At 64.3% G+C, this 24,243-nt stretch carries 22 protein-coding genes and 1 pseudogene; 16 read left to right on the top strand and 7 right to left on the bottom strand.

Annotated features, from left to right (window positions below):
• Positions 1 to 182: 182 nt before the first annotated feature.
• On the top strand, positions 183 to 716 hold the full coding sequence (locus tag K2Y42_RS17230; protein ID WP_291154707.1) for an invasion associated locus B family protein: 534 nt from the start codon (positions 183 to 185) through the stop codon (positions 714 to 716).
• Positions 717 to 811: 95 nt separating this feature from the next.
• On the opposite strand, the gene K2Y42_RS17225 is transcribed toward K2Y42_RS17230, so the two are convergent.
• Positions 812 to 1,297 carry a hypothetical protein gene (locus K2Y42_RS17225; RefSeq protein WP_291154704.1) on the bottom strand — a complete coding sequence of 162 codons (486 nt, stop codon included), beginning with the start codon at positions 1,295 to 1,297 and terminating at the stop codon, positions 812 to 814.
• A gap of 377 nt (positions 1,298 to 1,674) precedes the next feature.
• On the opposite strand from K2Y42_RS17225, the gene K2Y42_RS17220 reads away from it, so the two are divergent.
• Complete coding sequence (locus K2Y42_RS17220; RefSeq protein WP_291154703.1) at positions 1,675 to 3,681, top strand: PhoX family phosphatase; 2,007 nt, start codon at positions 1,675 to 1,677, stop codon at positions 3,679 to 3,681.
• Positions 3,682 to 3,742: 61 nt separating this feature from the next.
• On the opposite strand, the gene K2Y42_RS17215 is transcribed toward K2Y42_RS17220, so the two are convergent.
• Complete coding sequence (locus tag K2Y42_RS17215; RefSeq protein WP_291154701.1) at positions 3,743 to 4,033, bottom strand: hypothetical protein; 291 nt, start codon at positions 4,031 to 4,033, stop codon at positions 3,743 to 3,745.
• Between the two features lie 412 nt (positions 4,034 to 4,445).
• On the opposite strand from K2Y42_RS17215, the gene bioB reads away from it, so the two are divergent.
• From bioB to K2Y42_RS17195, 4 genes are read left to right on the top strand one after another with little or no spacing between them, the layout of a single operon-like run.
• A complete protein-coding gene (bioB, locus tag K2Y42_RS17210) occupies positions 4,446 to 5,525 on the top strand; it encodes a biotin synthase BioB (RefSeq protein ID WP_291154849.1) in 1,080 nt (359 codons plus the stop codon).
• On the top strand, positions 5,498 to 6,631 hold the full coding sequence (locus K2Y42_RS17205; protein WP_291154700.1) for an 8-amino-7-oxononanoate synthase: 1,134 nt from the start codon (positions 5,498 to 5,500) through the stop codon (positions 6,629 to 6,631). The genes bioB and K2Y42_RS17205 overlap by 28 nt, the downstream gene beginning before the upstream one ends.
• Positions 6,628 to 7,269 carry a dethiobiotin synthase gene (gene bioD / locus K2Y42_RS17200; protein ID WP_291154698.1) on the top strand — a complete coding sequence of 214 codons (642 nt, stop codon included), beginning with the start codon at positions 6,628 to 6,630 and terminating at the stop codon, positions 7,267 to 7,269. The genes K2Y42_RS17205 and bioD overlap by 4 nt, the downstream gene beginning before the upstream one ends.
• Complete coding sequence (locus K2Y42_RS17195; RefSeq protein WP_291154696.1) at positions 7,269 to 8,522, top strand: adenosylmethionine--8-amino-7-oxononanoate transaminase; 1,254 nt, start codon at positions 7,269 to 7,271, stop codon at positions 8,520 to 8,522. The genes bioD and K2Y42_RS17195 overlap by 1 nt, the downstream gene beginning before the upstream one ends.
• 3 nt (positions 8,523 to 8,525) lie before the next feature.
• On the opposite strand, the gene K2Y42_RS17190 is transcribed toward K2Y42_RS17195, so the two are convergent.
• From K2Y42_RS17190 to K2Y42_RS17170, 5 genes and pseudogenes are all read right to left on the bottom strand, one after another.
• Positions 8,526 to 8,675 carry a hypothetical protein gene (locus tag K2Y42_RS17190; protein WP_291154847.1) on the bottom strand — a complete coding sequence of 50 codons (150 nt, stop codon included), beginning with the start codon at positions 8,673 to 8,675 and terminating at the stop codon, positions 8,526 to 8,528.
• Positions 8,676 to 8,748: 73 nt separating this feature from the next.
• Positions 8,749 to 9,354, bottom strand: a pseudogene (locus K2Y42_RS17185) (hypothetical protein); the annotation flags it as partial.
• Positions 9,323 to 10,570, bottom strand: a complete 1,248-nt coding sequence (argJ, locus tag K2Y42_RS17180; RefSeq protein WP_291154695.1) for a bifunctional glutamate N-acetyltransferase/amino-acid acetyltransferase ArgJ — start codon at positions 10,568 to 10,570, stop codon at positions 9,323 to 9,325. The gene argJ and the pseudogene K2Y42_RS17185, both read right to left, overlap by 32 nt.
• A 62-nt stretch (positions 10,571 to 10,632) precedes the next feature.
• On the bottom strand, positions 10,633 to 10,965 hold the full coding sequence (locus K2Y42_RS17175) for a multidrug efflux SMR transporter (protein WP_291154693.1): 333 nt from the start codon (positions 10,963 to 10,965) through the stop codon (positions 10,633 to 10,635).
• Between the two features lie 63 nt (positions 10,966 to 11,028).
• Positions 11,029 to 12,012, bottom strand: a complete 984-nt coding sequence (locus tag K2Y42_RS17170) for a peptidylprolyl isomerase (protein WP_291154691.1) — start codon at positions 12,010 to 12,012, stop codon at positions 11,029 to 11,031.
• A gap of 403 nt (positions 12,013 to 12,415) precedes the next feature.
• Between K2Y42_RS17170 and secA the strand changes: the two genes are divergently transcribed.
• From secA to K2Y42_RS17120, 10 genes are all read left to right on the top strand, one after another.
• Complete coding sequence (gene secA / locus K2Y42_RS17165; RefSeq protein WP_291154689.1) at positions 12,416 to 15,448, top strand: preprotein translocase subunit SecA; 3,033 nt, start codon at positions 12,416 to 12,418, stop codon at positions 15,446 to 15,448.
• Positions 15,449 to 16,036: 588 nt separating this feature from the next.
• Complete coding sequence (locus tag K2Y42_RS17160) at positions 16,037 to 16,207, top strand: Flp family type IVb pilin (protein WP_291154688.1); 171 nt, start codon at positions 16,037 to 16,039, stop codon at positions 16,205 to 16,207.
• 219 nt (positions 16,208 to 16,426) lie between these two features.
• Positions 16,427 to 16,597: a Flp family type IVb pilin gene (locus K2Y42_RS17155; RefSeq protein WP_291154686.1), complete on the top strand. Its 171-nt coding sequence runs from the start codon at positions 16,427 to 16,429 to the stop codon at positions 16,595 to 16,597.
• Positions 16,598 to 16,668: 71 nt separating this feature from the next.
• Positions 16,669 to 17,148, top strand: coding sequence for a prepilin peptidase (locus K2Y42_RS17150; protein WP_291154684.1), 480 nt, complete (start codon positions 16,669 to 16,671; stop codon positions 17,146 to 17,148).
• 107 nt (positions 17,149 to 17,255) lie between these two features.
• Positions 17,256 to 18,062 carry a Flp pilus assembly protein CpaB gene (gene cpaB / locus K2Y42_RS17145; protein ID WP_291154682.1) on the top strand — a complete coding sequence of 269 codons (807 nt, stop codon included), beginning with the start codon at positions 17,256 to 17,258 and terminating at the stop codon, positions 18,060 to 18,062.
• A 148-nt stretch (positions 18,063 to 18,210) separates the two neighbouring features.
• Positions 18,211 to 19,680, top strand: coding sequence for a type II and III secretion system protein family protein (locus K2Y42_RS17140; protein ID WP_291154680.1), 1,470 nt, complete (start codon positions 18,211 to 18,213; stop codon positions 19,678 to 19,680).
• Between the two features lie 23 nt (positions 19,681 to 19,703).
• The gene (locus K2Y42_RS17135) at positions 19,704 to 20,441 is read left to right on the top strand and encodes a CpaD family pilus assembly protein (protein WP_291154678.1); all 738 of its coding nucleotides are present in this window, start codon (positions 19,704 to 19,706) and stop codon (positions 20,439 to 20,441) included.
• Between the two features lie 14 nt (positions 20,442 to 20,455).
• The gene (locus tag K2Y42_RS17130; protein ID WP_291154676.1) at positions 20,456 to 21,754 is read left to right on the top strand and encodes an AAA family ATPase; all 1,299 of its coding nucleotides are present in this window, start codon (positions 20,456 to 20,458) and stop codon (positions 21,752 to 21,754) included.
• 7 nt (positions 21,755 to 21,761) lie between these two features.
• Positions 21,762 to 23,234 (top strand): CpaF family protein, encoded by a 1,473-nt coding sequence (locus tag K2Y42_RS17125; protein ID WP_291154674.1) that lies wholly within the window; start codon positions 21,762 to 21,764, stop codon positions 23,232 to 23,234.
• Positions 23,227 to 24,237 (top strand): type II secretion system F family protein, encoded by a 1,011-nt coding sequence (locus K2Y42_RS17120; RefSeq protein ID WP_291154673.1) that lies wholly within the window; start codon positions 23,227 to 23,229, stop codon positions 24,235 to 24,237. The genes K2Y42_RS17125 and K2Y42_RS17120 overlap by 8 nt, the downstream gene beginning before the upstream one ends.
• Positions 24,238 to 24,243: the final 6 nt, after the last annotated feature.

Raw genomic sequence — 24,243 nt, 5'->3', positions numbered from 1 at the left:
GATGACGGTGCGCTAGAGCCGCGGATGCGCTGTTTGCAGGCAGTCGAAGGACAGCATCGGCGCGCATTTCGGGGACCTTTGAAAAACACATGCCCAACACCAACGCCGTGACGCATGGGCGCCATCGCCTGTCCGCTCTCCGCTCCTTACGTATTTTGTGCGCCGCGTTATACGCGCCGATAATGGGACTGCTCAGCACGGGATTACTGCTGCCGGACGCTGCGCTCGCCGGAGCAGCGGAGACCGGTGAGTCGGCGAAGGCCGCAGCCCTCCCGCCTCAGTTCGCCGACGGCACGGTGAAGGGTCAGTACGGCGACTGGCAGTACGTCTGCAAACCGCCGCCGCCGGGCGCTAAGCACGAAGCCTGCGCGCTCGTGCAAAGCGTCACCGCCGAAGACCGCCAGAACGTCGGCCTGACGATCTACTTCCAGCAGTTCTCGAACGGCGTCAGGGTGCTGCGCGTGTTCGCCCCCGTGGGCATCCTGCTGCCGCCGGGCGTCGGCCTCAAGATTGACGGCGCCGACATCGGCCATGCGCCGTTCCTGCGCTGCCATACCTTTGCGTGCTATGCTCAGGTCACTGTCGAAGATAAGCTGATCGAGCAGCTCAAAACCGGCAAAACAGCCATCTTCATTATTTTCCAAACCGAGGAAGCCGGTATCGGCATTCCCATATCTCTTGCCGGTTTCGGAGAGGGTCTCGCCGCCCTGAAATAGGCACGCCAAAGCCGCCGCGGGTCATTCGCGACGGCGAATTCCGACTGCAAGCCTTAAGTCATTGCAACGCGCGTCGAATTCAAGACTGCGAAGCCTCAGGCGACGCGTCGCTGCTTGGTCGCGGCGTCCTGCTTCACGGGCGCGCCGTGTTCCTTGCCGCTGCCGTTGTTGAAGCTGATGTAATCGCGCTCGATGCGTGCTCCGGCCGACGACGGCATCAGATGCGCCCAGGCGTCCGTAATCTTCTGCGAGCTCTCGCCGTACTGCTCCATCGCCGTGTGGAAGAACGCCATCTGTTCATTGAGGAAATCGTGCGGCGTCCGGCAGAGCGCGAGACGCGACGGCGTTTGCAGATAGGCTTGCAGGCGGCGATTGGCGAGCCCCATCACTTCGAGCTGGCAGCGCGCCGCTACCTTCAGCGGTGCAGTAACCTGGGAGGCCATCGCCTGAGGGTCGAACCCCGGCAGGTCTCCGAATGGCGACCGCCCCTGGCTGAACGTCTCGAGGGCTGAAACGTAGTTTTGAAACAACGCGCCGAACGGACCAAAAGCGTTCGGATCGAACCCCGCTTGTGTTGCCATGCCTTGAACTCCCTACATCGGGCCCCGGCTACGTGGCAGAGACCTCGCATACGCGCCTCTGAGATACGACGAGGCTGCTCGGTATTTGATCAGAAAGAAACCGATCAAAGGAAGGCAATAACGAAACTTTGATGAGTTTCGCACTGTTTTTAATTCGACAAAAAACGCCGTATAGGGAGAAGCGCGCCCGCTTAATGCCCAGCGCAGTCTTTGCGAAACCGCCTGCGGCAACGTGGAGAAAGGCCCGGCGTTCCTTACGCAATTACCGTCATCAACCGGTGAAACGGACGCGCTAAGGCGGATCTCGCGCGCAGGAGTTCGCGCTCGATCCCTTCCTGCATGATCCCTCCGTGCATGGCCCCAAGGAGCACCCCGACATGTCCAGCAATCGGCTGCCGCCCGCCGTCGCCTTCGAAGCGGCCGAGAACAAGGGCTCCAACACCACCTCGGGTCCCACCATGGGCGACCTCGTGGCCGAGCGGCTGTCCCGGCGCGACCTGGTGAAGGGGCTGGCCGCCGTCGCGGTCGCCGCCGAGCTGATCTGGCCCGACGCGCTGTCCGCCGCCCCGGCTTCGGGCGAGACGCAGCCGGACGCGAGCCAGTTCTCGTTCGCCGAACTCACCGTCACGCCGGACTCGCCGACCCACCACGTCGCTGAAGGCTACGACGCCGACGTCCTGATCCGCTGGGGCGATGCGGTGCTCGCGGATGCCCCCGCGTTCGAGCCCGGCAAGCCGAACGCCGCCGCCCAGCGCCTCCAATACGGCTACAACAACGATTTCCTTGGCTACCTCCCCATCGACGGCCGCTCGGATCATGGCCTCCTCGTGGTCAATCACGAGTACACCAACGGCGAGCTGATGTTCCCGGGCCTCAGCCCGCGCAGCGACAAGAACGCCGATTTCCACGCCGTGACGCGCGAGATCGTCGACGCAGAGATGACGGCCCACGGCGGCTCCGTGCTCGAAATCCGCCGGGTCGACGGCAAATGGAGCGTCGTGCCGGGCTCGAAGTTTGCGCGCCGCATCACGGCCGAAACGCCGATGGACGTGTCCGGCCCCGCCGCCGGTCACGCCCGCATGAAAACGTCGGCCGATCCAGCCGGCACGCGCGTCCTCGGCATGCTCAACAACTGCGCCGGCGGCGTCACGCCGTGGGGCACGTGGCTCACCTGTGAAGAGAACTTCAACGGCTACTTCTGGGGCAAGGCGGCGGCCGAGCCGATCACGCCCGAAGCCCGCGCGCTACGCCGCTATGGCGCGCCCGCCGAATGGTACGCGTGGGGCCGCTTCCACGACCGCTTCGACGCACTGAAGGAGCCGAATGAACCGAACCGGTTCGGCTGGGTCGTGGAAATCGATCCGTTCGATCCCACCTCTACGCCGGTCAAGCGCACTGCCATGGGCCGCTTCAAGCACGAGGGCGCGGGCAACATCGTCAACTCCGACGGCCGGTTCGTCGTCTACCAGGGCGACGACGAGCGCTTCGACTACGTCTATCGCTTTGTCACCGACGGCAAGGTCGACGCTGAAAATCGCGCCGCCAACAAGCACCTGCTCGATCATGGCGAGCTGTCCGTCGCCCGCTTCCACGCCGACGGCACCGGCGAGTGGCTGCCGCTCGTCCACGGCCGCGCCAACAAGGACGGCCAGGTTTGGCTCTCGCAGCAGAACGGCTTCCAGGACCAGGGCGATGTCGTCATTCACGCGCGCCTCGCCGCCGACCTTCTGGGCGCAACGCGCATGGACCGGCCTGAGGACATCGAAGTCAATCCGCGCAACGGAAAGGTCTATCTGGCGCTCACCAACAACAGCAAACGCAAGGCTGACGGCACGGATGCCGCCAACCCGCGCGGGCCCAACACTTTCGGCCACATCATTGAACTGACACCCACCGGCGGCGACCACGCGGCCCCCACCTTCACGTGGGACATTCTCTTGAAGTGCGGCTCGCCCGAGGTCGCCGAGGTCGGCGCGAGCTTCAACCCGGCCACCTCTGCGAACGGGTGGTTCGCCATGCCGGACAACTTCGCGGTCGACGCCGAAGGCCGGCTCTGGGTTGCGACGGACGGCAATGCAGGCCGCCGCACGGGGCGCAACGACGGCATCTGGGCGATCGACACGGAGGGCACGCAGCGTGGCCTTGCGCGCTGCTTCTTCCAGGTGCCGGTCGGCGCGGAAATGTGCGGGCCGTGTTTCACGCCCGACCTGGAGACGTTCTTCGTCTCCGTCCAGCACCCCGGCGAAACACCGGACGAGGCCGGCGGCACGCCGTCGACGTTCGAAGCGCCGCTGACGCGGTGGCCGGACTTCAAGGACGGTGTCCCGCCGCGTCCGGCAATCGTCGCCATCACGCGCCAGGGCGGCGGCAGGATCGCGAAGTAAGCTGTCTCAGGTCCGACGGCCGGTCCTTATGAACCGGCCGTCGCCAACCTGATGATTGAGCTTAGCCGGCGAGCTTGGCCTTGATGATTCCGAGCACGAGCGCCGTAACAGCGCCGCTCACACCACCGGTCGCGAAACCGGAGATGATGGCGTTGATGTCGAGGCCGGACGTCGCGGCAGCGCCTCCGAGCCCGAGCAGCGGGCCGAGGATCTGGCCACCAAGTCCGCCGCCGAGAGCACCTGCAATGGTGTTGCCGAGCGTTCCCAGAGCATCGTTCTTTGCAACTGCGTTGGCCGCATTGCCGCCGATGGCGCCGCTGACAGCCTGAATAAGCAATGACGTAAGATCCATACTTTCGTCTCCCCAATTTCGATCGGGCGCACGTTTGCGAACGCCCAAATCGACCCAACATGGCCAGCCTTTCGCATGTGCCCGCTCAAAGCAAGCGACCATTCGCGCTAACCACTTTCAGTTTCTGTACGTTCTGCCGGGTGCTGGTAAGCGCTGGAGGGCCTGTTTTTGGTAAATTGTGCCTTGCGGTCCCGGGCCAGGGCGGTGCAAACATCCCCACCCGGCCAGGCCTGCCGGGGGCGCGCGCCCGAGGGCTTCCCAAGGCTGCAAGTTGACGAATACGATACAGAATACAATACAAGAGTATGCAGGCTGATGCGCCGGGAGGCGGTTCCCAATCGAACCGCCGTACCCTACGATGCGCCGGCCGCAAAGTTGGAGAAGACCCTCGATGAACGTGCATGTCGTCCCGATGCCCGCCAACGCCGCCGACGGGCTCCGCGACGTAGTCCGCCATGACTGGACCCGGGCCGAGGCGCAGGCGATCCACGACCTGCCGTTCAACGATCTCCTGTTCCGCGCCGCAACCGTGCAGCGCCGCCATTTCGACCCCAACAAGGTCCAGCTCGCCCGCCTGCTGTCGATCAAGACCGGCGGCTGCGCCGAGGATTGCGGCTACTGCAGCCAGTCCGCCCATCACGAATCCGGCCTCAAGGCCTCGAAGCTGATGGAAGTCCAGCGCGTCATCGCAGAGGCGAAAAAGGCCAAGGAGCAGGGCGCCACGCGCTATTGCATGGGCGCCGCCTGGCGCTCGCCGAAGTCGCGCGACATGGACTCCGTCGTCGCCATGGTCGAAGGCGTCAAGGCGCTCGGCATGGAAACCTGCATGACGCTCGGCATGCTGTCCGACACGGACGTCGCCCAGCTCCAGCACGCCGGCCTCGACTACTACAATCATAACATCGACACCTCCGAGCGCTACTACTCCGAGATCATCAAGACGCGCTCGTTCTCGGACCGCCTGGACACACTCGCGCGCGTGCGTGAAGCGGGCATCAAGGTCTGCTCGGGCGGCATCGTCGGCCTCGGCGAAACCATCGAAGACCGCATCGACATGCTGATCACGCTCGCCAACCTCGACGAGCACCCCGAAAGCGTGCCGATCAACATGCTGATCCCCATTCCGGGCACGCCGCTCGAGAACCGCAAGAAGGTCGATCCGATCGCCTTCATCCGTGTCATCGCGCTCGCCCGCATCATGATGCCGACCTCGTTCGTGCGCCTGTCCGCCGGCCGCACCGAAATGAGCGAGGAAACACAGGCGCTGTGCTTCTTCGCGGGTGCAAATTCGATCTTCTGCGGCGACACCTTGCTCACGGCCGACAATCCCGGCGAGGACAAGGACCAGGCGCTCTTCAACAAGCTCGGCATCGAGCCGATGGTGCTCGAAGGCCAGCCGGCCGCATCGACGGCAGACACCACCGACACGGAGCACGCGGGATGCGGCTGCTCCGGGACCACGACATGTCAGACAGCCACGAGCGGGCTCTAAGGGCGCTGGAGCGTCGCGGACGCCTGCGTGGTCTCGCCGCCCGCAGCGGCATCGACTTCTCCTCCAACGACTACCTGGGTCTCGCCAATGCACCCGAGCTCGTTGAGGCGGTCGCCGCCGCGCTCGACCGGGGCGTCGCGATCGGCGCGGGCGGATCGCGCCTGCTGCGCGGCAACGATCCCGAGCATGAGGCGCTGGAAGAGGAAGCCGCAAGCTTCTTCGGCGCCGAGAGCTGCCTCTATTTCGGCGGCGGCTTCGTTGCGAACTACGCCCTCTTCTCGACGCTCCCCGCGCGCGGCGACCTCGTGGTGCACGATGCGCTGATCCACGCGAGCGTCATCGACGGCATGCGCGCAGGCAAGGCCGCAACTGCTCCCGCCGCCCACAACGACGCCCAAAGCTTCGACGACGCCATCCGCCGCTGGCGCGAAGGCGGCGGCATGGGACGGCCGTGGATCGCCGTCGAAAGCCTCTATTCGATGGACGGCGACTGCGCGCCGCTGGCGGAACTGATCCAGGTGGCCCGGCGCCATGACGCCATGCTCGTGATCGACGAAGCCCACGCCACCGGTGTCCTCGGCCCGGACGGGCGCGGCCTCGGCCACGCGCTCGAAGGCGCCCCGGACGTGATCTCACTGCATACCTGCGGCAAGGCGCTCGGCGCCACCGGCGCCCTCGTGCTCGCCCCGAGCGTCATCCGCGAATTCCTGATCAATCGCGCGCGCCCTTTCATCTACGCCACCGCGCCCTCGCCCCTGATGGCCGCCGCCGTGCGCGCAGCCCTCGGTCTCGTGCGCCGCGAGCCGGCACGCCGCGAACGCCTCGCCAGCCTCGTCGCCTTCGCCGGACGCAGCCTTGCGGATCGATGTGCCATCGCGCCCTCGGGCTCACACATCCAGCCGGTCGTACTCGGTGCCGACGAGAGGGCGATGGACGTGGCGCGAACCCTCGTCGCGCAGGGCTTCGATGTCCGCGCCGTGCGCCCGCCGACTGTCCCGGAAGGCACCGCGCGCCTACGCATTTCCCTCACCCTCAACGCCGGCGAGGAGGCAACCGCCCGCCTCGTCGACGCCCTCGCCGTCATCCTGCAGCGGGTGCCCGCATGACCCAGGGCATCATCGTGACGGGCACCGATACCGGCATCGGCAAGACGGTGTTTGCCGCCGCCCTCGCCGGAGCGCTCGGCGCGACCTACTGGAAACCGATCCAATGCGGCCTCGACGACGACGGCGGAGACGGCGCGGGCGATAGAGAGCGCGTGCAGGCCCTGTCCGGCCTCGCGCCTGCCCGCCTGCTCCCCGAACGCTACCGTCTGGCGATGCCCGCCTCCCCCCACCGCGCCGCCGAAGCCGAAGGCATCGAGATCAGCCTCGCCGATCTTGCCGCGCCGGATGTGCAAGGCCCGTTTGTCGTCGAAGGCGCAGGCGGCCTGATGGTGCCGGTCAACCGCCAGGCCCTGATGATCGACGTCTTCGCGGCCTGGCGCTGGCCGGTCGTGCTCGTCGCGCGCACCGCGCTCGGCACCATCAACCACAGCCTGCTTTCGATCGAAGCGCTCAACGGCCGCAACATCCCGATCCTCGGCATTGCCTTCGTTGGCGACGAGATGCCCGACACCCAGCGCACGATTGCAGAGATGGGCAATGTGCGGGCGCTCGGGCGCCTGCCACACATCGCGCCGCTCGACCGTGACAGCCTTGCGCACGCCTTCGCCGCGCACTTCGACGTTGAGGATTTCCGCTGATGAGACGCTCGGCGGTCTGGCACCCCTTCACGCAGCACGGCCTCGACGCGCCCGCGACCGCCATCTCCGGCGGCGACGGCGCATGGCTCGAAACGGCCAACGGCACGCGCATCCTGGATGCCATCTCGTCGTGGTGGGTCATCACGCACGGCCACCGCCATCCGGCCATCGTCGCGGCCGTCCGCGATCAGCTCGACAAGCTCGATCAGGTGATCTTTGCAGGCTTCACGCACGAGCCCGCCGAGCGGCTGGCCGAAAAACTGATCGAACGCGCCCCCGCCGGTCTCACGCACGTGTTCTATTCGGACAGCGGCTCGACGTCGGTCGAGGTCGCGCTCAAGATGGCGCTCGGTTACTGGCGCAACATCGGCGCGGCGCGCACCCGCATTGCCGCCCTCGAGCACGGTTATCACGGTGACACCATCGGCACCATGTCGGCCGGCAGCCGCGGCGTATTCAACGCCGCCTATGCGCCGCTCCTGTTCGATGTCGTCCGCATTCCGTTTCCTTTCGCGGGACAAGAACAGGCCACCTTCGACGCGCTGGACGCGGCCGGCCGCAACGGCGATCTCGCCGCTTTCATCGCCGAGCCGTTGATTGCCGGCGCCGGCGGCATGCTGATGTACAGCCCCGCCGCACTCGCCGAAATGAAGCGCATCTGCGACCGCCACGGCGCGCTGTTCATCGCGGATGAAGTCATGACCGGCTGGGGCCGCACCGGCACGCTCTTCGCGTGCGAACAGGCCGCCGTCGCACCCGATATCCTCTGCACCGCTAAGGGCCTCACGGGCGGATCGCTGCCCCTCGCCGCGACGCTCGCCAGCGAACGCATCTTCGACGCCCACGTCTCGACCGACCGCGCCCGCACGCTGTTCCACTCGTCGAGCTTTACCGCCAATCCCGTCTGCTGCGCCGCGGCTCTCGCAAACCTCGGCATCTGGGACACCGAGCCGGTGGCCGACCGCGTCCGCAAACTCGGCGAGATGCAGGAAGCGGCCCTGCGCGCGCTCACCGATCCGCGCTTCGAGAACCCGCGCCGCCTTGGCACCATCACCGCCGTCGACCTCAAGGTCGCGGACGAAGGCTACCTCGCGGCGGTGGGACTGAAGCTCAGGGCGCACAGCCTCTCGCACGGCGTCCTGCTGCGCCCGCTTGGCAACACGATCTACGTGATGCCGCCCTATGGCATCACGGAAGCCGAGCTCGCCCTCATCTACGACGCCATCCGCTCCGCGCCCGACGCCGTGGCGTAGCGCCTAGACCTTCCTGCGCGTGAGAATGTAGGCCGACTCGTCGAGCGTCGTGACGCCACGCGATTTGAGGTTCTGGCTCTGCTCGAGCCCGTCGCGCGTTTCCGCGAGCCGGATCGCATGCGTTTCGCCGAACAGCGCCGCGATCTGGGCCAACGGCGTCGAGAACGGCGGCCCCCGAGATCTCGCCTTGCGGATAATAGAGACTGGCAAGCAGGATCGGCGCGGCAGCCGGAAGGATGCTGCTCAGCGTTTCCGCATAGCGCGTCTGCAGGCTCGGCGGCAGCGCCACGAGCGCGGCCCTGTCGTAGGCAGCCTTGACGTCAACCAGCGCCTCCGCCGGCAGCTCGAACAGATCCCCGCACCAGATCGTGAAGGGACCGGACGAGCGCACCACGAACGGCCCTGCAGAGCGCGTCTCGGCTTCGAGATCGTGCTCGCGAAAGAAGTCGTCGACCGCCAACGGCGAAAGCTCGACGCCGATGACCTTGTAGCCGTTTCCGGCCAGCCACATCATGTCGAGGCTCTTGCCGCAGAGCGGCACGAACACGGCAGCGCCGCGCTCGACCTTCAACTGCGGCCAGTACTTCGGCAGGAAGTCGTGCACGCGCGACTGGTGAAAACCGATGTCGCCCTTCTGCCATCTCTCAAGCCAAAAGTCGGGTGTCAAAGGCCACCTCCCTGATGCTGCAGCATTGAATGTCCTGTCCGGGGACAGAACCTTGCGAACCGGTCGATACACGCGTGACGACGATCCTCGCGGCAATTGACCGCCGAGGCCAGTCCGGAACACTCCTAGGTGATCAGCTGCGATAGTCCGCGTTGATGGACACATAGTCGTGCGTGAGATCGCAGGTCCACACGTGCGCGGCCGCCTTGCCTACCCCGACGTCGATGCGGATGACGATTTCGCGGCCCTTCATGTAGTAGGCGACCGTCGCTTCGTCATACTCGTGCGCCCGCTCGCCGTCGCGGGCCACGCAATGCTCGCCGAACCAGATCGACAGCTTGTCGCGATCGGCCGCCTCGCCGGACTTGCCGACCGCCATCACCACGCGCCCCCAGTTCGGATCCTCGCCCGCAATCGCGGTCTTGAGAATAGGAGAGTTGGCGCAGGAGAGCGCGATCTTCCGCGCGGCTTTCTCGCTTTCGGCGCCTTCGACGATGAACGTCACGAACTTCGACAGCCCCTCGCCGTCCTTGGCGACCTGAATGGCGAGATCGCGCATCAGATCGTGCAGTGCCTCGGAAAAAGCTTCGAGCTTCTTCGAGCCGACCTTGGTCACGGGCTCCTGGCCGCGCGCGCTGGCATCGCCGGTCGCAAACAGGAGGCACGTATCGCTCGTGGACGTATCGCCATCCACCGTCATGGCGTTGAAGGTTGTCTCGACATGCTTCGAGAGCAGCGCCTGCAGCGGCTTGGCGGCGATGTGGGCGTCCGTGAAGATGAAGCAGAGCATCGTCGCCATGTCGGGGGCGATCATGCCAGCCCCCTTGCAGAAGCCGTTGATCGTGACCTCGACGTCGCCGATCAGCGCCGTCCGCGTCGCCATCTTCGGATAGGTGTCGGTGGTCATGATGGCGCGCGCCGCGGCCTCGAAGCCGTCAGCGACGGCCGACTGCGAAAGCCCGGCCACAAGGTGAGCAAACCGCGAGGCATCGAGCGGCTCGCCGATCACGCCCGTCGACGCGACGAACACCTCGTGGCGCTTGCACTCGGCAGCCTTCGTTCCCGCCTCAACCGTAATGTCGACAGCCTCGGCGCCCTTCTTGCCGGTGAACGCGTTCGCGTTGCCGGAATTGACCACCAGCAGCCTGGCTTCGCCCTTCTTCAGGTGCTTGCGGCAGGCCAGCACCGGCGCCGACGCGGTCTTGGATTGCGTGAACACGCCGGCCACCTGCGTGCCTTCGTCGAGCACGGCGACCATCAGGTCCGTGCGGCCCTGGTAGCGGATGCCCGCCTCGGCGGTCGCAAAGCGCACACCTTCCAGAGGAGCGAGGACGGTCAAGGTTTCGGGTGCAAACGGAGAGCGAGTGGTAGTCTTGCCCATCGGCGGAACTCCGGGTAGCCGGGCGGACTGCGCGCCCGGCGCGAAAGAATCCGAGACTAGTATCAGTGCCCAGCCGTGCCGGAAAAGACATTCAAGACGAGCACGCCCGCGATGATCAGTCCCATACCGGCCATCGCCGCAAAATCCAGCTTCTGCGCGTACACGAGCCAACCGACAAGCGAGATCAGGACGATTCCGACTGCGGACCAGATGGCATAGGCCACCCCCATCGGAATCGTCTTGAGCGCCAGCGAAAGAAAATAGAAGGCGGCCCCATAACCGGCCACCACGACAATCGAAGGGCCCAGATTGCTGAACCCTTCGGATGCCTTGAGCGCGGAGGTTGCCGCAACCTCCGCCAGGATTGCGATGAGAAGAGCCAGATGGCCCGGCACGCCGGTATCCCCCAAAATTCACTCAGTTCGCGGAATTAGCTCCGAAGCCGGAGCGCCCGCTCACTAGTCCTTCTTTTCGGGCGCGCTGTCTTTGTTTTCAGGCGCGGCGTTTTCAGGCGCGGCGTCCTTGGCCTGCCCTTCGGCACCCATCTTCTTCACCTGGTCTTCCATCTGCTGCTCGAACATCTTCTTCTTGGCAGCGTTGATGGCCGTCTCCTGCTTCACCTGCTCGGCGATCGCGGCATCGACGTATTCCAGGTTGGCCTTGGCGCGCAGATCGGTAGCCGCCTGCTGGCCCTTCTGCTGCACCATGCTGTCGACGATGTGCACCTTGACCTCTTCGAACGTCGGCAGCGGTTTCGTGCGGCGATCGTCGACCTTGATCACATGCCAGCCGAACTGGCTCTTCACGGGCTTCGAGACTTCACCCTTCTTGAGAGCGAACGCCGCAACCTCGAATTCCTTCACCATCTGGCCCTTGGAGAAGTAGCCGAGCTTGCCGCCCTGCGCCTTGGAGCCCGGATCGCTGGAATAGGCCTCGGCGAGCTTGGTGAAGTCTTCGCCCTTGGCGACCTTGTCGAGCACTTCCTTGGCCTTCTCCTCGCTGTCGACCAGGATATGGCGCGCTTCGACCTCTTCCTCGGCCGGGATCATCTTGACCTTGTCGTCGTAGATGCTCTTGGCGAGCGCATCGCTGATCGAACCCTTGATCGAGCCGTCGTAGTAGGCGTCGCGCTTGGCGCGCGTTTCCCAGTACGCGAGGCGCTTTTCGTAGTCGGGGCCGCTGGTCAGCTTTTCCTTGTCGGCAGCGTCCGCGAACAGGCGCATCTCGATGATGAATTCCAGAAGCAGGCGCTTGCGCTTGTCGGCCGGCATCTCAGCCAGCTGAGGACCGACCTCGGCCTCGGCGAACTTGAGATCCGATTCCTTGATTTCATGGCCGTTGACCTTGGCCAGCACCGCATCCGCAGACGCCGCGTTGGGGCCGAGAACGAGCGCGCCGCCGATCACGAGGGCGGCGAGGCGGAGGGCTTGGGATTGAATCACGGGAGACGGCTCCTGCCGGTTGTAGCCTCGATGTGCGCCGGCCGCCTGTTGCATGGGTCCGGTCGAGGCAGGGGATGCGGGATCGCAAATTCCGGGCTTCCTTTAGACCACCCCCCGACGGGCTGCCAAGTTAACAATTGCAGAACTTTGCCCTCTACCGCCTCAGGATGCATCGGAACGCCGGCCGGGGGCAGGCACAAAAGGAAAACCCGCCACGCGTTGACATTTCCGGGTTGCAATCCTTATGTCTGCCCCGGAATGGCCAACGGCCGGATGGGCGCGCACCGCGCTTCTCCAGTTCATGGTGACGACCGCTCCAAGAACGGGATGGCAGCTGGCGCAGGGGGAGACGGATCTCTCCTGCTCTGCTCCGCCAAACCCATGATTTTGAGGATTTTTCTTGATGCTTTCCTTCGGCACCATTGCCTCGAAGATCTTCGGTTCATCCAACGAACGGAGGATCAAGAGCTTTCGCGCCCGCGTTGCGGCGATCAACGCCCTGGAAAGCGAGGTCGAAGTCCTTTCTGACGCCGATTTGCGCGCCCGGACCGAAATGTTCCGCGAGCAGTACCGCAACGGCACCTCGCTGGACGATCTCCTGGTACCGGCTTTCGCTACCGTTCGCGAAGCGGCCAAACGCACCCTCGGCCAACGTCATTTCGACGTTCAGCTCATCGGCGGCATGGTGCTCCATGAAGGCAACATCGCCGAAATGAAGACCGGCGAAGGTAAGACCCTCGTCGCGACTCTCGCCGTGTATCTGAACGCCATTGCAGGCGAGGGCGTCCACGTCGTCACCGTCAACGACTACCTCGCCAAGCGCGACGCCGAATGGATGGGTCAGGTCTACCGCTTCCTCGGCCTCTCGGTCGACACCATCGTCCATGGCCTGGACGACGAGCAGCGCAAGGCCGCCTACGCCGCCGACGTCACCTACGCCACCAACAACGAGCTCGGCTTCGACTACCTGCGCGACAACATGAAACTGCGCAAGGATGACATGTCCCAGCGCGGCCACGCCTTCGCGATCGTGGACGAAGTCGACAGCATTCTCATCGACGAAGCGCGCACGCCGCTGATCATTTCCGGCCCCCTCGAGGATCGCGCCGACCTCTATGTCGCCGTCGACGGCCTCGTCAAAGCTCTGATGGCCGAGCACGCCAAGATCGAGGCGGAGCTGTCCAAGGCACTGTCCAAGGACGAGCTGAAAGAGCAGCTCAAGCTCGAAGGCTACATCGACCTCGATGAAAAGCAACGCCAGGTCGCACTGAACGAGGTCGGCAACGAGCGCATGGAGGCCATGCTGGTCGAAGCGGGCCTCCTCAAGGGCTCGCTCTACGACATCGAGAACGTGTCCCTCGTCCATCACGTCAATCAGGCGCTCAAGGCGCACTCGCTGTTCCAGCGCGACAAGGATTACATCGTCAAGGCTGGCGAGGTGATCATCATCGACGAGTTCACGGGCCGCATGATGCCGGGCCGTCGCTACTCCGAAGGCTTGCACCAGGCGCTCGAAGCCAAGGAGCACGTCGAGATCCAGCCCGAGAACCAGACGCTAGCCTCGATCACCTTCCAGAACTACTTCCGCCTCTACAAGAAGCTCGCCGGCATGACCGGTACGGCACTGACGGAAGCCTCTGAATTCTTGGACATTTACGGCCTCGAGGTGGTTGAGATCCCGACCAACCTGAAGGTGTCGCGCATCGACGACGACGACGAGATCTACCGCACCCAGAAGGAAAAGCTTGCCGCCATCGTGACCACGATTGCGGACTGCGCCCGGCGCGGCCAGCCGATCCTCGTCGGCACGACCTCGATCGAAAAGTCCGAGCAGTTGTCCGAGCTTCTGAAGGACAAGAGCTACGTCGCAAACCTGGGCCGTACGCTCATTGCTCAGGCCGAGACCCTCAAGGACGCCAAGGAAGGCAAGTCGAGCCCCGAAGCCGAGCTCAAGGCTTACTTCAAGGACATCGGCGCCTATCTGGTCGAGATCGCCGACGTCAAGGGTGACGCAGCACCCATCGCCCATCAGGTGCTGAATGCCCGCTACCACGAGCAGGAAGCCAGCATCATCGCCCAGGCAGGCAAACCGGCGGCCGTCACCATCGCCACCAACATGGCCGGCCGCGGCACCGACATTCAGCTCGGCGGCAACGTCGAGTACCAGCTTCGCGACTGGCTCTCCGAAGAGCGCGCCGCCGGCCGCGAGCCGGACGAAGCCGCCACCGCCAAGCGGCGCGCCGAGATCCAGGCCACCATCAACGAGAAGAAGACTGTCGCGCTCGAATCCGGCGGCCTCTACGTGATCGGCACCGAGCGCCATGAAAGCCGGCGCATCGACAATCAGCTCCGCGGCCGTTCGGGCCGTCAGGGCGACCCCGGCCGCTCCAAGTTTTATCTCGCCCTCGATGACGATCTGATGCGCATCTTCGGCTCGGACCGCATGGACAGCGTCCTCAAGACCCTCGGTCTGCAGGAAGGCGAAGCGATCACCCATCCGTGGATGAACAAGAGCCTCGAGATGGCTCAGAAGAAGGTCGAAGCGCGCAACTTCGACATCCGCAAACAGATCCTGAAGTACGACGACGTCATGAACGACCAGCGCAAGGTCATCTTCGACCAGCGCAAGGACATCATGGCCGAGGACGACGTCTCCGAGACCGTCCGGGAGCTCCGCCACCAGGTCGTGAACGACCTCGTCAGCCGCTACATTCCGGAGCGCGCCTACGCCGAGCAGTGGAACATGGTGGAGCTGCGCGCCGCCATCCAGGCGATCTTCGACATCGACCTGCCACTTGAGCAGTGGGCCGCCGAGGAGGGCATCGCCGAGGAGGAGATCTCCGAGCGCCTGCTGACCGCCGTCGATGAGAAGGCCGCCGCCAAGGCAGCCAGCATCGGTCCCGACACGTACCGGCAGATCGAAAAGATGGTGCTTCTGCAGACGCTCGACCACCTGTGGCGCGAGCATCTCGTCACGCTGGAGCACCTGCGTCAGGTCATCGGCTTCCGCGCCTACGGCCAGCGCGACCCGCTCAACGAGTACAAGAGCGAAGCCTTCGTGCTGTTCGAGAGCCTGCTGTCGCGCTTGCGCGAGGCGACTACCGGCCAGCTCATGCACGTCGAGCTTACGCCGCCTGGCGAGGGGGACAGCCCGCTCGATGAGCCCGAACTGCCGGAAATGCGCGCCCACCACATCGACCCGGCCACCGGCATGGACGAGTTGTCGGACGAACTGGCCATGGTCGACGCGGCCATCGCCGCGCGCGGACGCGGCGCAGCCCGTCCGCCGGAAAAGCGCGCGCCGCTCCAAACCCGCCGCGCGGCCGATGCCGTCGATCCCGACCAGCCTGCAACGTGGGGCAAGATCTCCCGCAATGCGCTCTGCCCTTGCGGTTCGGGCAAGAAGTACAAGCACTGCCACGGCAAGCACGACTAGCGTGCTTCACCCGCGCCAGATCCCTCTGCGGGACGGCGCTGACGGCTGAGCAGGCTTAAACAAGTGTAAACGGGCGGCGCGAGCTGCCCGTTTTTCGTTAGAAGCGGCGCGTCGGCAGAGCCAAAGCGTGCCTATCCGGGTTTTCGAGCGCTCGAAAAGTGCAGGACGGAACCCGCATCCCGCACCGCGATAAAAGGCTTCGCGAGTGTCCGCAGGCCTGCCGCCTCGCCGATTTTTGACAGCCCCAGCATTCTCCACGCAATCACGCGCGTGAGAATAAAATGAAAATCAGCGCCAGACGCGAATAATAGAATATTAATTACGATGCACGCATGTGTTTCGAACAAACACTCGAAGAGTCTCCGAAAAACTACATAGACTTCACATAGAAATACATTGCGTTGCTTTGGTTGGATACACTTTTATCAGTTTTCTTCACGTCCATTCAAGACTTGTTCATATCTTTACCTCTGGGTTTTACATCACTTTAACGGATGGGGCGTAGGGTCATTTCCAGTTCAAGGGCGACGGCCAACGCCACGCACCGAACTGAAAAAGAATTCGAAGTCGACATTGGGAGTTAAAATCATGACCACGATCTTCTCGCGTTTCCTCAAGGACGAGTCTGGCGCCACGGCAATCGAATACGGCCTGATCGCCGCCATCATCAGCGTCGGCATTATCTCGGTGCTCGGCGAAGTTCGCACCAGCCTCACGGACACGTTCGGCGAAGTTAAGGACGGCCTCGCCGGCAACTAATCCGAGCGAGCCTCGGATCGCCATGCGATCCTGCACGGAACACGGGCCGCTCAAGCACACGCTGGGCGGCCCGTTTTCATTTCGGAGCCCCGATTTCTTTTCGCGCCGGGGATACCCGCTTCCACGCAGCGTTAATCTCTCTGAGATAGGCTCCCGCGAGATCCAGCAACTGGTGCGTGTCGACTAGTCTCCCGCGCTCACCATCCGAAGAGGATTCCGATGACCACACTGCTCACGAAATTCTGGACGGACGAGAACGGCGCCACATCGATCGAATACGCACTGATCGCAAGCATCGTTTCGATCGCCATTCTGGCAACCCTGCAGCAGATGGCCCCCATGCTGGTCGCGAAGTACGAGGCAATAAACGACGGCTTCAATAATAACTAAGGAAGCCCGGTGCAGCAGCCGCCATGGCGGCGCTCCATGAGGTAGTAATCGTGTTAGAGTATCCATTGCTGATGGCTTTCCCCGCGCTGCTCGCGTTTGGCGGCGCCTATGATCTTCTGACCATGACGATCCCCAACCGGGTCTCGATCGCGCTGGTCGTCTTCTTCATTGCAGCCGCCATCGCGGCCGGGTTGCCTGCACAAACTGTCATGCTCCATTTCGCCGCCGGCCTGGCGGTGCTCACAGCTGGCATCGCGCTCTTTGCCGCAGGCGGCTTCGGCGGCGGCGACGCCAAGTTGCTGGCCGGCGCCGGCCTCTGGATCGGCTTCGACCATCTGCTCCCGTTTCTCATCTACGTGACACTGTTCGGTGGCCTCCTCGCCATCGCCATCGCCTATTTCCGCAAGTTTCCCCTGATCGGCACGATGGCTCCCGACTGGGCCATGCGCCTGCACGGCCGCGAAACCGGCATCCCGTACGGCATCGCCATTGCGAGCGCCGCCCTGACCGTGTTCCCCAAGACACCGCTGTTTCTCGCCGCGCTCAGCTAAAGGTCTAAACCGGCACAGCCATTAACGGCGCGTTGACGATTGTCCTTCAATCTTCCGCACTACGCGAAAGGTTACGGCAAGTTTGCCGGCATGGGACGACGCCCGCTATGAAACGACCGCAGCTCATCGGCCTTGCCATCGCCGCCACCGCCGGCTTGCTCGCGTTCGTCATGGTACGCGGCATGGTCAACAAGCCGCCCGTCGAAAAAACCGTAGAGATCAAGGTCAAGTCGAGCGACGTGCTGGTCGCCCGCACCGACATCGGCCTCGGCCAGATCACCAACGACAGCCAGTTCCGCTGGCAGTCGTGGCCCGAGGAAACCGTCACCCCCGGCTTCATCACGCGCACCGCGCAGCCCGATGCCATGACCCAGCTCTCGGGTTCGATCGCGCGCGCCCCCATCATGGCCGGCGAGCCGATCACGCCCACCAAGCTCGTCAAGGCCGGCCAGGGCGGCGTACTCGCCGCCATCCTGCCCGCCGGCATGCGCGCCATCTCGACCCGGATCAAAGAGGAAACCGCCGTCGGCAACCTCATCCTGCCGAACGACCGCGTCGACGTCATCCTCATTCGCCGCATGCGCGGACGCTCCGGCAACGAAGATTTCGTCAGCGACCTTCTGTTCGGCAACGTACGCGTCCTCGCCATGGGCCAGCAGATCGAGAGCCAGGAAGGCAAGAAGACGGCCGATGGCGTTGCCAACACGGCCACGCTGGAGCTGACGGCGCGTCAAGCCGAGCTTCTGGCCCTCGCGAATTCCATGGGTGACATCAGTCTCTCCCTGCGTTCGATCGCCGACCTCGATGTCGATGCCGGTCCGACCGCAGGCGTGGATCCGTCCTCGGCCAGGGAAAGCACTGCCATTCGAGTGATGCGTTACGGAACTGCTTCGCGTGCATACGGCGTAAACTGAGTAAGCCTCGAGTTTTAGTCCGTCAAAAGGCGATAACATGCGCATCAATGTCGAACCGTTTGCCCGTCGAACAATCGTTCGGGCAGCGGCCCTTGTCCTTGCATCGGCTCTGGCCTTCTTTCCCCACCATGCCGTGGCCGGCGGAGACGTGAACCCTGTCGCGATCGACGGAAGCGCGCACAGCTCGGTGCTTCGCATCAGCTCGGCCGACGTGCTCCCGCAGACACGCGCCGTCCGCATCGGCCGCAACAAATCGCTCCTGGTGGAGCTTCCTGTCGACCTGCGCGACGTCATGGTCTCCGCGCCCGAGATCGTCGACGCCGTCGTCCAGTCGTCCAACCGCGTGCACCTCATCGCCAAGAAGATCGGCCAATCGAACGCCTTCTTCTTCGACGCGAGCGGCGAGCAGGTGCTGACGCTTGAGATCAGCGTCGAGCAGGACACCGCCGTGCTCGACGCGCTGCTGACGCGCCTGCTGCCGGGCTCGAACGTCAAAACCGAGATTTTGAACGACACGATCATTCTGACGGGCACCGTCCGCACGCCGGTCGACTCGAATCGCGCCAACGACATCGCCTCCCGCTTCATCGTCGCCGCCCCTGAATCCGACACGCGCGACAAGAACAAGGTCGTCAACCTGCTCGGCGTCGAAGGCGAGGAGCAGGTGATGCTGCGCGTCGTCGTGGCCGAAGTTCAGCGCGAGCTTCTGAAACAGTTCGGTATCAACCTCGCAGCCGACATCAACGCAGGTAATTTTAGCCTCGGCCTGCTGACGGCCAACGCGCTGCCCTTGACGACCGCGGCCGGCCTCGGCGGCCTGCCTGTCCCGGGTATCAGCTCTGTCGTGGACCCGGACAATGCCTGCGCGGGCACAACCTGCTTTTACAACGACGGGCCGAACGACACCTTCGGCAACTCCGGTACAACGTCGGGCTGGTCCGGCGGCGACGCCCGCGTGCGTAAGGCCATGCGAGCTCTCGAGCGCGACGGCCTGGTCCGCACGCTCGCCGAGCCCAATCTGACCGCTATTTCCGGCGAGCCCGCGAAGTTCCTGGCCGGCGGCGAATACCCGATCCCGGTCAAGGACAGCACCGGCCAGACCTCGATCACCTACAAGGAGTTCGGCGTCGGCGTGGCGTTCACACCGACCGTGCTCTCCGAGGGCCGCATCAGCCTCAAGATCGAAAGCGAAGTGAGCGAGCTTTCAAACGCGGGCGCCATCGTGCTCGACTCGACCTCGATTCCCGCCCTCAAGAAACGCCAGGCGAATTCGACGGTCGAGTTGCCGTCTGGTGGCTCGATCGCCCTTGCGGGCCTGATCTCCGACGACGTGCGCCAGAACATCGACGGCTTCCCCGGCCTCAAGGATCTGCCGATGCTCGGTACGCTCTTCCGCAGCCGCGACTTCATCAAGCGCGAAACGGAGCTCGTGGTCATCGTCACACCGTACCTCGTCAAGCCGGTCGCCCAGAAGGATCTTGCCAAGCCCCTGGACGGCCTCGCCGAAGCGACGGACCGCAAGGCCAACTTCATGGGTCACCTCAACCAGATCTACGGCACCGAGAGCGCTGCGCCTGTGGGCGATCTCAAGGGCGACTACGGCTTTATTGTTGAATAGCGGCTGACGCTGGAGACGCGATTATGACGTATCGATTTGCATCGCTGCCAGAGCAACGCGCACGCATGCGCCTGCGGCCTGCCACCTGCGCGATCCTGGTGCTTGCCGCCACGGCCGTCGCCGGCTGCGAGCACGACGTCGCCCAGCCCCAGGTTGCGGGCTGGTCGATGGTCGACCCCTCGCAGCGCCATCCGATTTCTGTCTCGCAAGAGCCGCAGACCATGGAGATCCACGTCGGCGCCGGAGCGCGCGGCCTGGGTCCGCGCCAGCGCGCTGAAGTGCTCGGCTTCGCCGATCGCGCGCGCGTCAGCGATGCCGGCAACAGCCGCCTCGTCATTCAGGCGCCGGGCGGGGGCAACAACGAGATCGCCGCCATGAACGCGGTTGGCGAAATCCGCCAGATCCTGAGTGACATGGGCTTCTCCGAAAGCTCGATCGCGGTCGAGGCCTACCACGCCAGCAACAACCACAACGCGCCCGTGCGCCTCTCCTATCTGCGGTACGTCGCTGAAGCGCCGACGTGCGGCTACTGGCCGACCAACCTCGCCAACCAGCGTGACAACGGCAACTACCCCAACTTCGGCTGCGCCAACCAGCGCAACCTCGCGGTGATGGTCGCCAACCCGGCCGACCTGCTCGGACCGCGCACCGAAAGCGGCCGCCCTGGCGAACGCCGCGACGCTGCGTGGGACAAGTACGTGAAGGGTGAGTCCACCGGCGCCAAGAAGTCCGACGACGAAAAGGTCAAGATCGCAAAGTGACGATAGGCACACCCATGTCCAAGCAGATGAGGGGGTCCGCGCCTGAGGCGTTCGATCCGCAGGGCCCGCACGATGGTCCAGACGCGATTTCTCCGAGCGATCGCGCACGCCCCTTGCCACGCATCTCGATCCAGGCGTTCTGCGAGTCGCCGGGCGTGGCTGAGGCCGTGCAGATGGCGTCGGAAGACCGCCGCCTGAGCAAGACGCACGTCACGATCCAGATGGGCGGCGCGGCGGCCGCCGTCGCGCACTATCAGGAAAGCCCGACGCCCAACCTGATCATCCTCGAATCGCAGCTATCGCGCGGCGAGCTGGTCGCCGAGCTCGACGAGCTGGCGCAGAGCTGCGACCCCGGCACGAAAGTCGTCATCGTCGGCAAGACGAATGACGTCGTGCTCTATCGCGATCTCATGAAGCGCGGCATTTCGGAATACCTCGTCGCGCCGATCTCGGCGTTCGACCTGATGGAATGCCTGTCGGGGCTCTATAACAATCCGGAGACGGACCCGGTCGGCCAGGTGTTCGCATTCGTCGGCGCCAAGGGCGGCGTCGGATCGTCGACCATCTGCCACAACGTCGCCTGGACACTGTCGGAGGCGCTCGCGACCGACATCGTCATCGCCGACATGGATCTCGCGTTCGGCACCACCGGCCTCGATTTCAACCAGGACCCCGTGCAGGGCATCGCCGATGCCTTGCAGAACCCCGACCGCCTCGACGAGGTCCTGCTCGACCGCTTGCTGACCACGTGTTCGAAGCATCTCTCGATCTTCGCCGCGCCCGTCGTGCTCGATCGCGACTACGACATGTCGCCTGAAGGGTGCGAGACGGTGATCGACGTCGTGCGCCAGAACGTGCCGTTCGTGGCCGTCGACCTGCCGCACACCTGGGCGCCGTGGACCAAGCGCCTTCTGACGCAGGCCGACGAGATCGTCATCACGGCGATCCCCGATCTCGCCAACCTGCGCAACGCCAAGAACATCATCGATCTCGTGCGCACCACGCGCAAGAACGACAGCCCTCCGCACCTCGTGCTCAACATGGCGAACATGCAGAAGCGCCCCGAGATCACGGCCAAGGAGTTCGAAGCGGCCCTGGACGTCAAGACGCTCGCCGTGATCGATTTCGATTGCGAGAACTTCGGCCAGGCCGCCAACAACGGCCAGATGATCGAAGAGTACAACGCGAAGTCGAAGGCTCCACAGGCGTTCCGCGACATCGCCCTCACCCTCGCTCATCGCCGCGAAACCAAAGTCGAGAAGAAGTCGTCGCCCCTCGCGCCCTTCCTCGAAAAGCTCAAACTGATGCGTTGAGGTCACCATGTTCGGCAGGCGTACGAATGATCCTGGAGCGCAACGCAGGTTGCCGGCGAGCCCGTCGGCGACGCCGCCGCCTGCCGCTGCCCTCGCGCCTCAAAGCGCCCCGCAGCCGGTCTCGGCTCCCGCACGCCATGAGCCCGTCGAACAGCAGCGCCACCACTCCGAAGAATACTATGACGTCAAGACGACCGTCTTCAACGCGCTGATCGACACGATCGACCTCACGCAGCTCGCCAAGCTCGACTCCGCCGCCGCGCGCGAAGAGATCCGCGACATCGTGAGCGAGATCATCCAGGTCAAGAACGTCGTCATGTCCATCGCCGAGCAGGAAGAGCTGCTCGAGGACATCTGCAACGACGTGCTCGGCTATGGCCCGCTCGAACCGCTGCTCGCCCGCGACGACATCGCCGACATCATGGTCAACGGCGCCGCGACCACGTTCATCGAAGTCAACGGCAAGACTCAGAAAACCGGCGTCCGCTTTGCCGACAACCAGCAGCTGATGAACATCTGCCAGCGCATCGTCAGCCAGGTTGGTCGCCGCGTCGATGAATCGAGCCCGATCTGCGACGCCCGCCTCCCGGACGGCTCGCGCGTCAACGTCATCGCCCCGCCGCTCTCCATCGACGGGCCGTGCCTCACGATTCGTAAGTTCAAGAAAGACCGCCTCACGCTTGAACAGCTGATGCGGTTCGGCGCCATCACGCCTCAGGCCAAGACCATCCTCGAGATCATCGGCCGCGTACGCTGCAACGTGCTGATTTCAGGCGGCACGGGCTCCGGCAAGACGACGCTGCTCAACTGCCTCACGGGCACGATCGACCACGATGAGCGCATCATCACATGCGAGGACTCGGCCGAACTTCAGCTCCAGCAGCCCCACGTCGTCCGCCTCGAAACGCGCCCCCCGAACCTCGAAGGCGAGGGCGAAATCACGATGCGCGACCTCGTCAAGAACTGCCTGCGTATGCGTCCCGAACGCATCATCGTCGGCGAAGTCCGCGGCCCCGAAGCCTTCGACCTTCTGCAGGCGATGAACACGGGCCACGACGGCTCGATGGGAACGCTCCACTCCAACAGCCCGCGCGAAGCCCTGAGCCGTCTCGAATCCATGATCATGATGGGCGGCTTTACGCTCCCCATCAAAACCATCCGCGAGATGATCGTCGGCTCAATCGACGTCGTCATTCAGGCCGCGCGCCTGCGCGACGGCTCGCGCAAGGTTACGCACATCACTGAAATCACGGGCATGGAGGGCGACATCATCACGCTCCAGAACCTGCTCGTCTACGAAATCACCGGCGAAGACGCGAACGGCAAGCTGATCGGGCACCATCGCTCGACGGGCATTGCGCGCCCGGCCTTCTGGGAGCGCGCCCAGTATTACAAGGAAGATTCCCGCCTCGCCGCAGCCCTCGCGGCCGCCGAACTGCTCGACGGCAACGGCAACCCGATCGGTGAAAAACATGGCTGACGCAGGCATGATGCCCCTGCTGACGGCAATGGTTGCCGCGATCGCGATCGCCGCGACCGCGTATGCCCTCATGTACCCCTACATTTCGAGCGACCGCATCAAGGACAAGCGCGTCGCGAGCGTCACCGAGAGCCGCGTCAAGAAGCTGAACGTCCGTAGCCAGGCCGAAATCGCCGCCAGCCGAAAAAAGCAGGTGAGCGACAGCGTCAAGGATATGGAGACCCGGCAGAAGGCGAAGGAGAAGGTGACGCTGCGCCTGCTCATCGAGCGCGCCGGCCTCGAAATCGAACCCAAGATCTTCTGGATGGCGAGCGCGGTCTCAGCCATCGTTGTGGCCCTCGCCTCGCGCTACGCCGTCCCCGCGTCCAGCGCGGCCATCACGCCGATGGTCATGCTTGCGGGACTTTTCGTCGGTGGCTTCGGCCTGCCCCGCTTCGTCCTGTCCAAGATGATCCAGCGCCGCCAGAAGGCATTCCTGGCGGAACTCGCAAATTCCATCGACATCATCGTGCGCGGCATCAAATCCGGACTCCCGCTCAACGAGTGCCTGGCCGTCATCGCCAAAGAAAGCCCCCAGCCCGTGGCTGGCGAATTCAACGAGGTGATCGAGCAGCAGCGCGTCGGCGTGACCCTCGGCGATGCGCTCGAGCGCATGACGCACCGCATGCCGCTGGATGAAGTCAAGTTCTTCGCCATCGTCGTCGCCATTCAGCAGCAGTCCGGCGGCAACCTCGCCGAGGCGCTTGCCAACCTGTCGGGCGTCCTGCGCGACCGCTACAAGATGCAGATGAAGGTGAAGGCCCTTTCTGCCGAAGCCAAGGCGTCCGCCGGCATCCTCGGCTGCCTACCGCCCGGCGTGATGTTCATGGTCGCCAGCTCCTCGCCGGACTACATCGCGCCTCTGTTCGACACACGTGCGGGCAACCTGTTCATTCTCGTCGGCCTGTCTTGGATGATCATCGGCATCTTGCTCATGCGCAAGATGATCAACTTCAAATTCTAGTACCCT

Source organism: Hyphomicrobium sp. (assembly GCF_019744875.1).
In the GTDB taxonomy this organism is placed as follows: Bacteria; Pseudomonadota; Alphaproteobacteria; order Rhizobiales; family Hyphomicrobiaceae; genus Hyphomicrobium_C.
The sequence above is the reverse complement of the archived record's forward strand: the minus strand, read 5'-3'. Positions and strand labels throughout refer to the sequence as shown.

Excerpts from the sequence above, each read along its gene's own strand:
- argJ (WP_291154695.1), bottom strand. The coding sequence starts at position 10,570 with ATGGGCAAGACTACCACTCGCTCTCCGTTTGCACCCGAAACCTTGACC.
- K2Y42_RS17205 (WP_291154700.1), top strand. The coding sequence starts at position 5,498 with ATGTCAGACAGCCACGAGCGGGCTCTAAGGGCGCTGGAGCGTCGCGGA.
- K2Y42_RS17220 (WP_291154703.1), top strand. The coding sequence starts at position 1,675 with ATGTCCAGCAATCGGCTGCCGCCCGCCGTCGCCTTCGAAGCGGCCGAG.
- K2Y42_RS17150 (WP_291154684.1), top strand. The coding sequence starts at position 16,669 with ATGGCTTTCCCCGCGCTGCTCGCGTTTGGCGGCGCCTATGATCTTCTG.
- K2Y42_RS17155 (WP_291154686.1), top strand. The coding sequence starts at position 16,427 with ATGACCACACTGCTCACGAAATTCTGGACGGACGAGAACGGCGCCACA.
- K2Y42_RS17225 (WP_291154704.1), bottom strand. The coding sequence starts at position 1,297 with ATGGCAACACAAGCGGGGTTCGATCCGAACGCTTTTGGTCCGTTCGGC.
- bioB (WP_291154849.1), top strand. The coding sequence starts at position 4,446 with ATGCCCGCCAACGCCGCCGACGGGCTCCGCGACGTAGTCCGCCATGAC.
- K2Y42_RS17160 (WP_291154688.1), top strand. The coding sequence starts at position 16,037 with ATGACCACGATCTTCTCGCGTTTCCTCAAGGACGAGTCTGGCGCCACG.
- K2Y42_RS17195 (WP_291154696.1), top strand. The coding sequence starts at position 7,269 with ATGAGACGCTCGGCGGTCTGGCACCCCTTCACGCAGCACGGCCTCGAC.
- K2Y42_RS17215 (WP_291154701.1), bottom strand. The coding sequence starts at position 4,033 with ATGGATCTTACGTCATTGCTTATTCAGGCTGTCAGCGGCGCCATCGGC.
- secA (WP_291154689.1), top strand. The coding sequence starts at position 12,416 with ATGCTTTCCTTCGGCACCATTGCCTCGAAGATCTTCGGTTCATCCAAC.
- K2Y42_RS17130 (WP_291154676.1), top strand. The coding sequence starts at position 20,456 with ATGTCCAAGCAGATGAGGGGGTCCGCGCCTGAGGCGTTCGATCCGCAG.
- K2Y42_RS17135 (WP_291154678.1), top strand. The coding sequence starts at position 19,704 with ATGACGTATCGATTTGCATCGCTGCCAGAGCAACGCGCACGCATGCGC.
- K2Y42_RS17120 (WP_291154673.1), top strand. The coding sequence starts at position 23,227 with ATGGCTGACGCAGGCATGATGCCCCTGCTGACGGCAATGGTTGCCGCG.
- cpaB (WP_291154682.1), top strand. The coding sequence starts at position 17,256 with ATGAAACGACCGCAGCTCATCGGCCTTGCCATCGCCGCCACCGCCGGC.
- K2Y42_RS17125 (WP_291154674.1), top strand. The coding sequence starts at position 21,762 with ATGTTCGGCAGGCGTACGAATGATCCTGGAGCGCAACGCAGGTTGCCG.
- bioD (WP_291154698.1), top strand. The coding sequence starts at position 6,628 with ATGACCCAGGGCATCATCGTGACGGGCACCGATACCGGCATCGGCAAG.
- K2Y42_RS17230 (WP_291154707.1), top strand. The coding sequence starts at position 183 with ATGGGACTGCTCAGCACGGGATTACTGCTGCCGGACGCTGCGCTCGCC.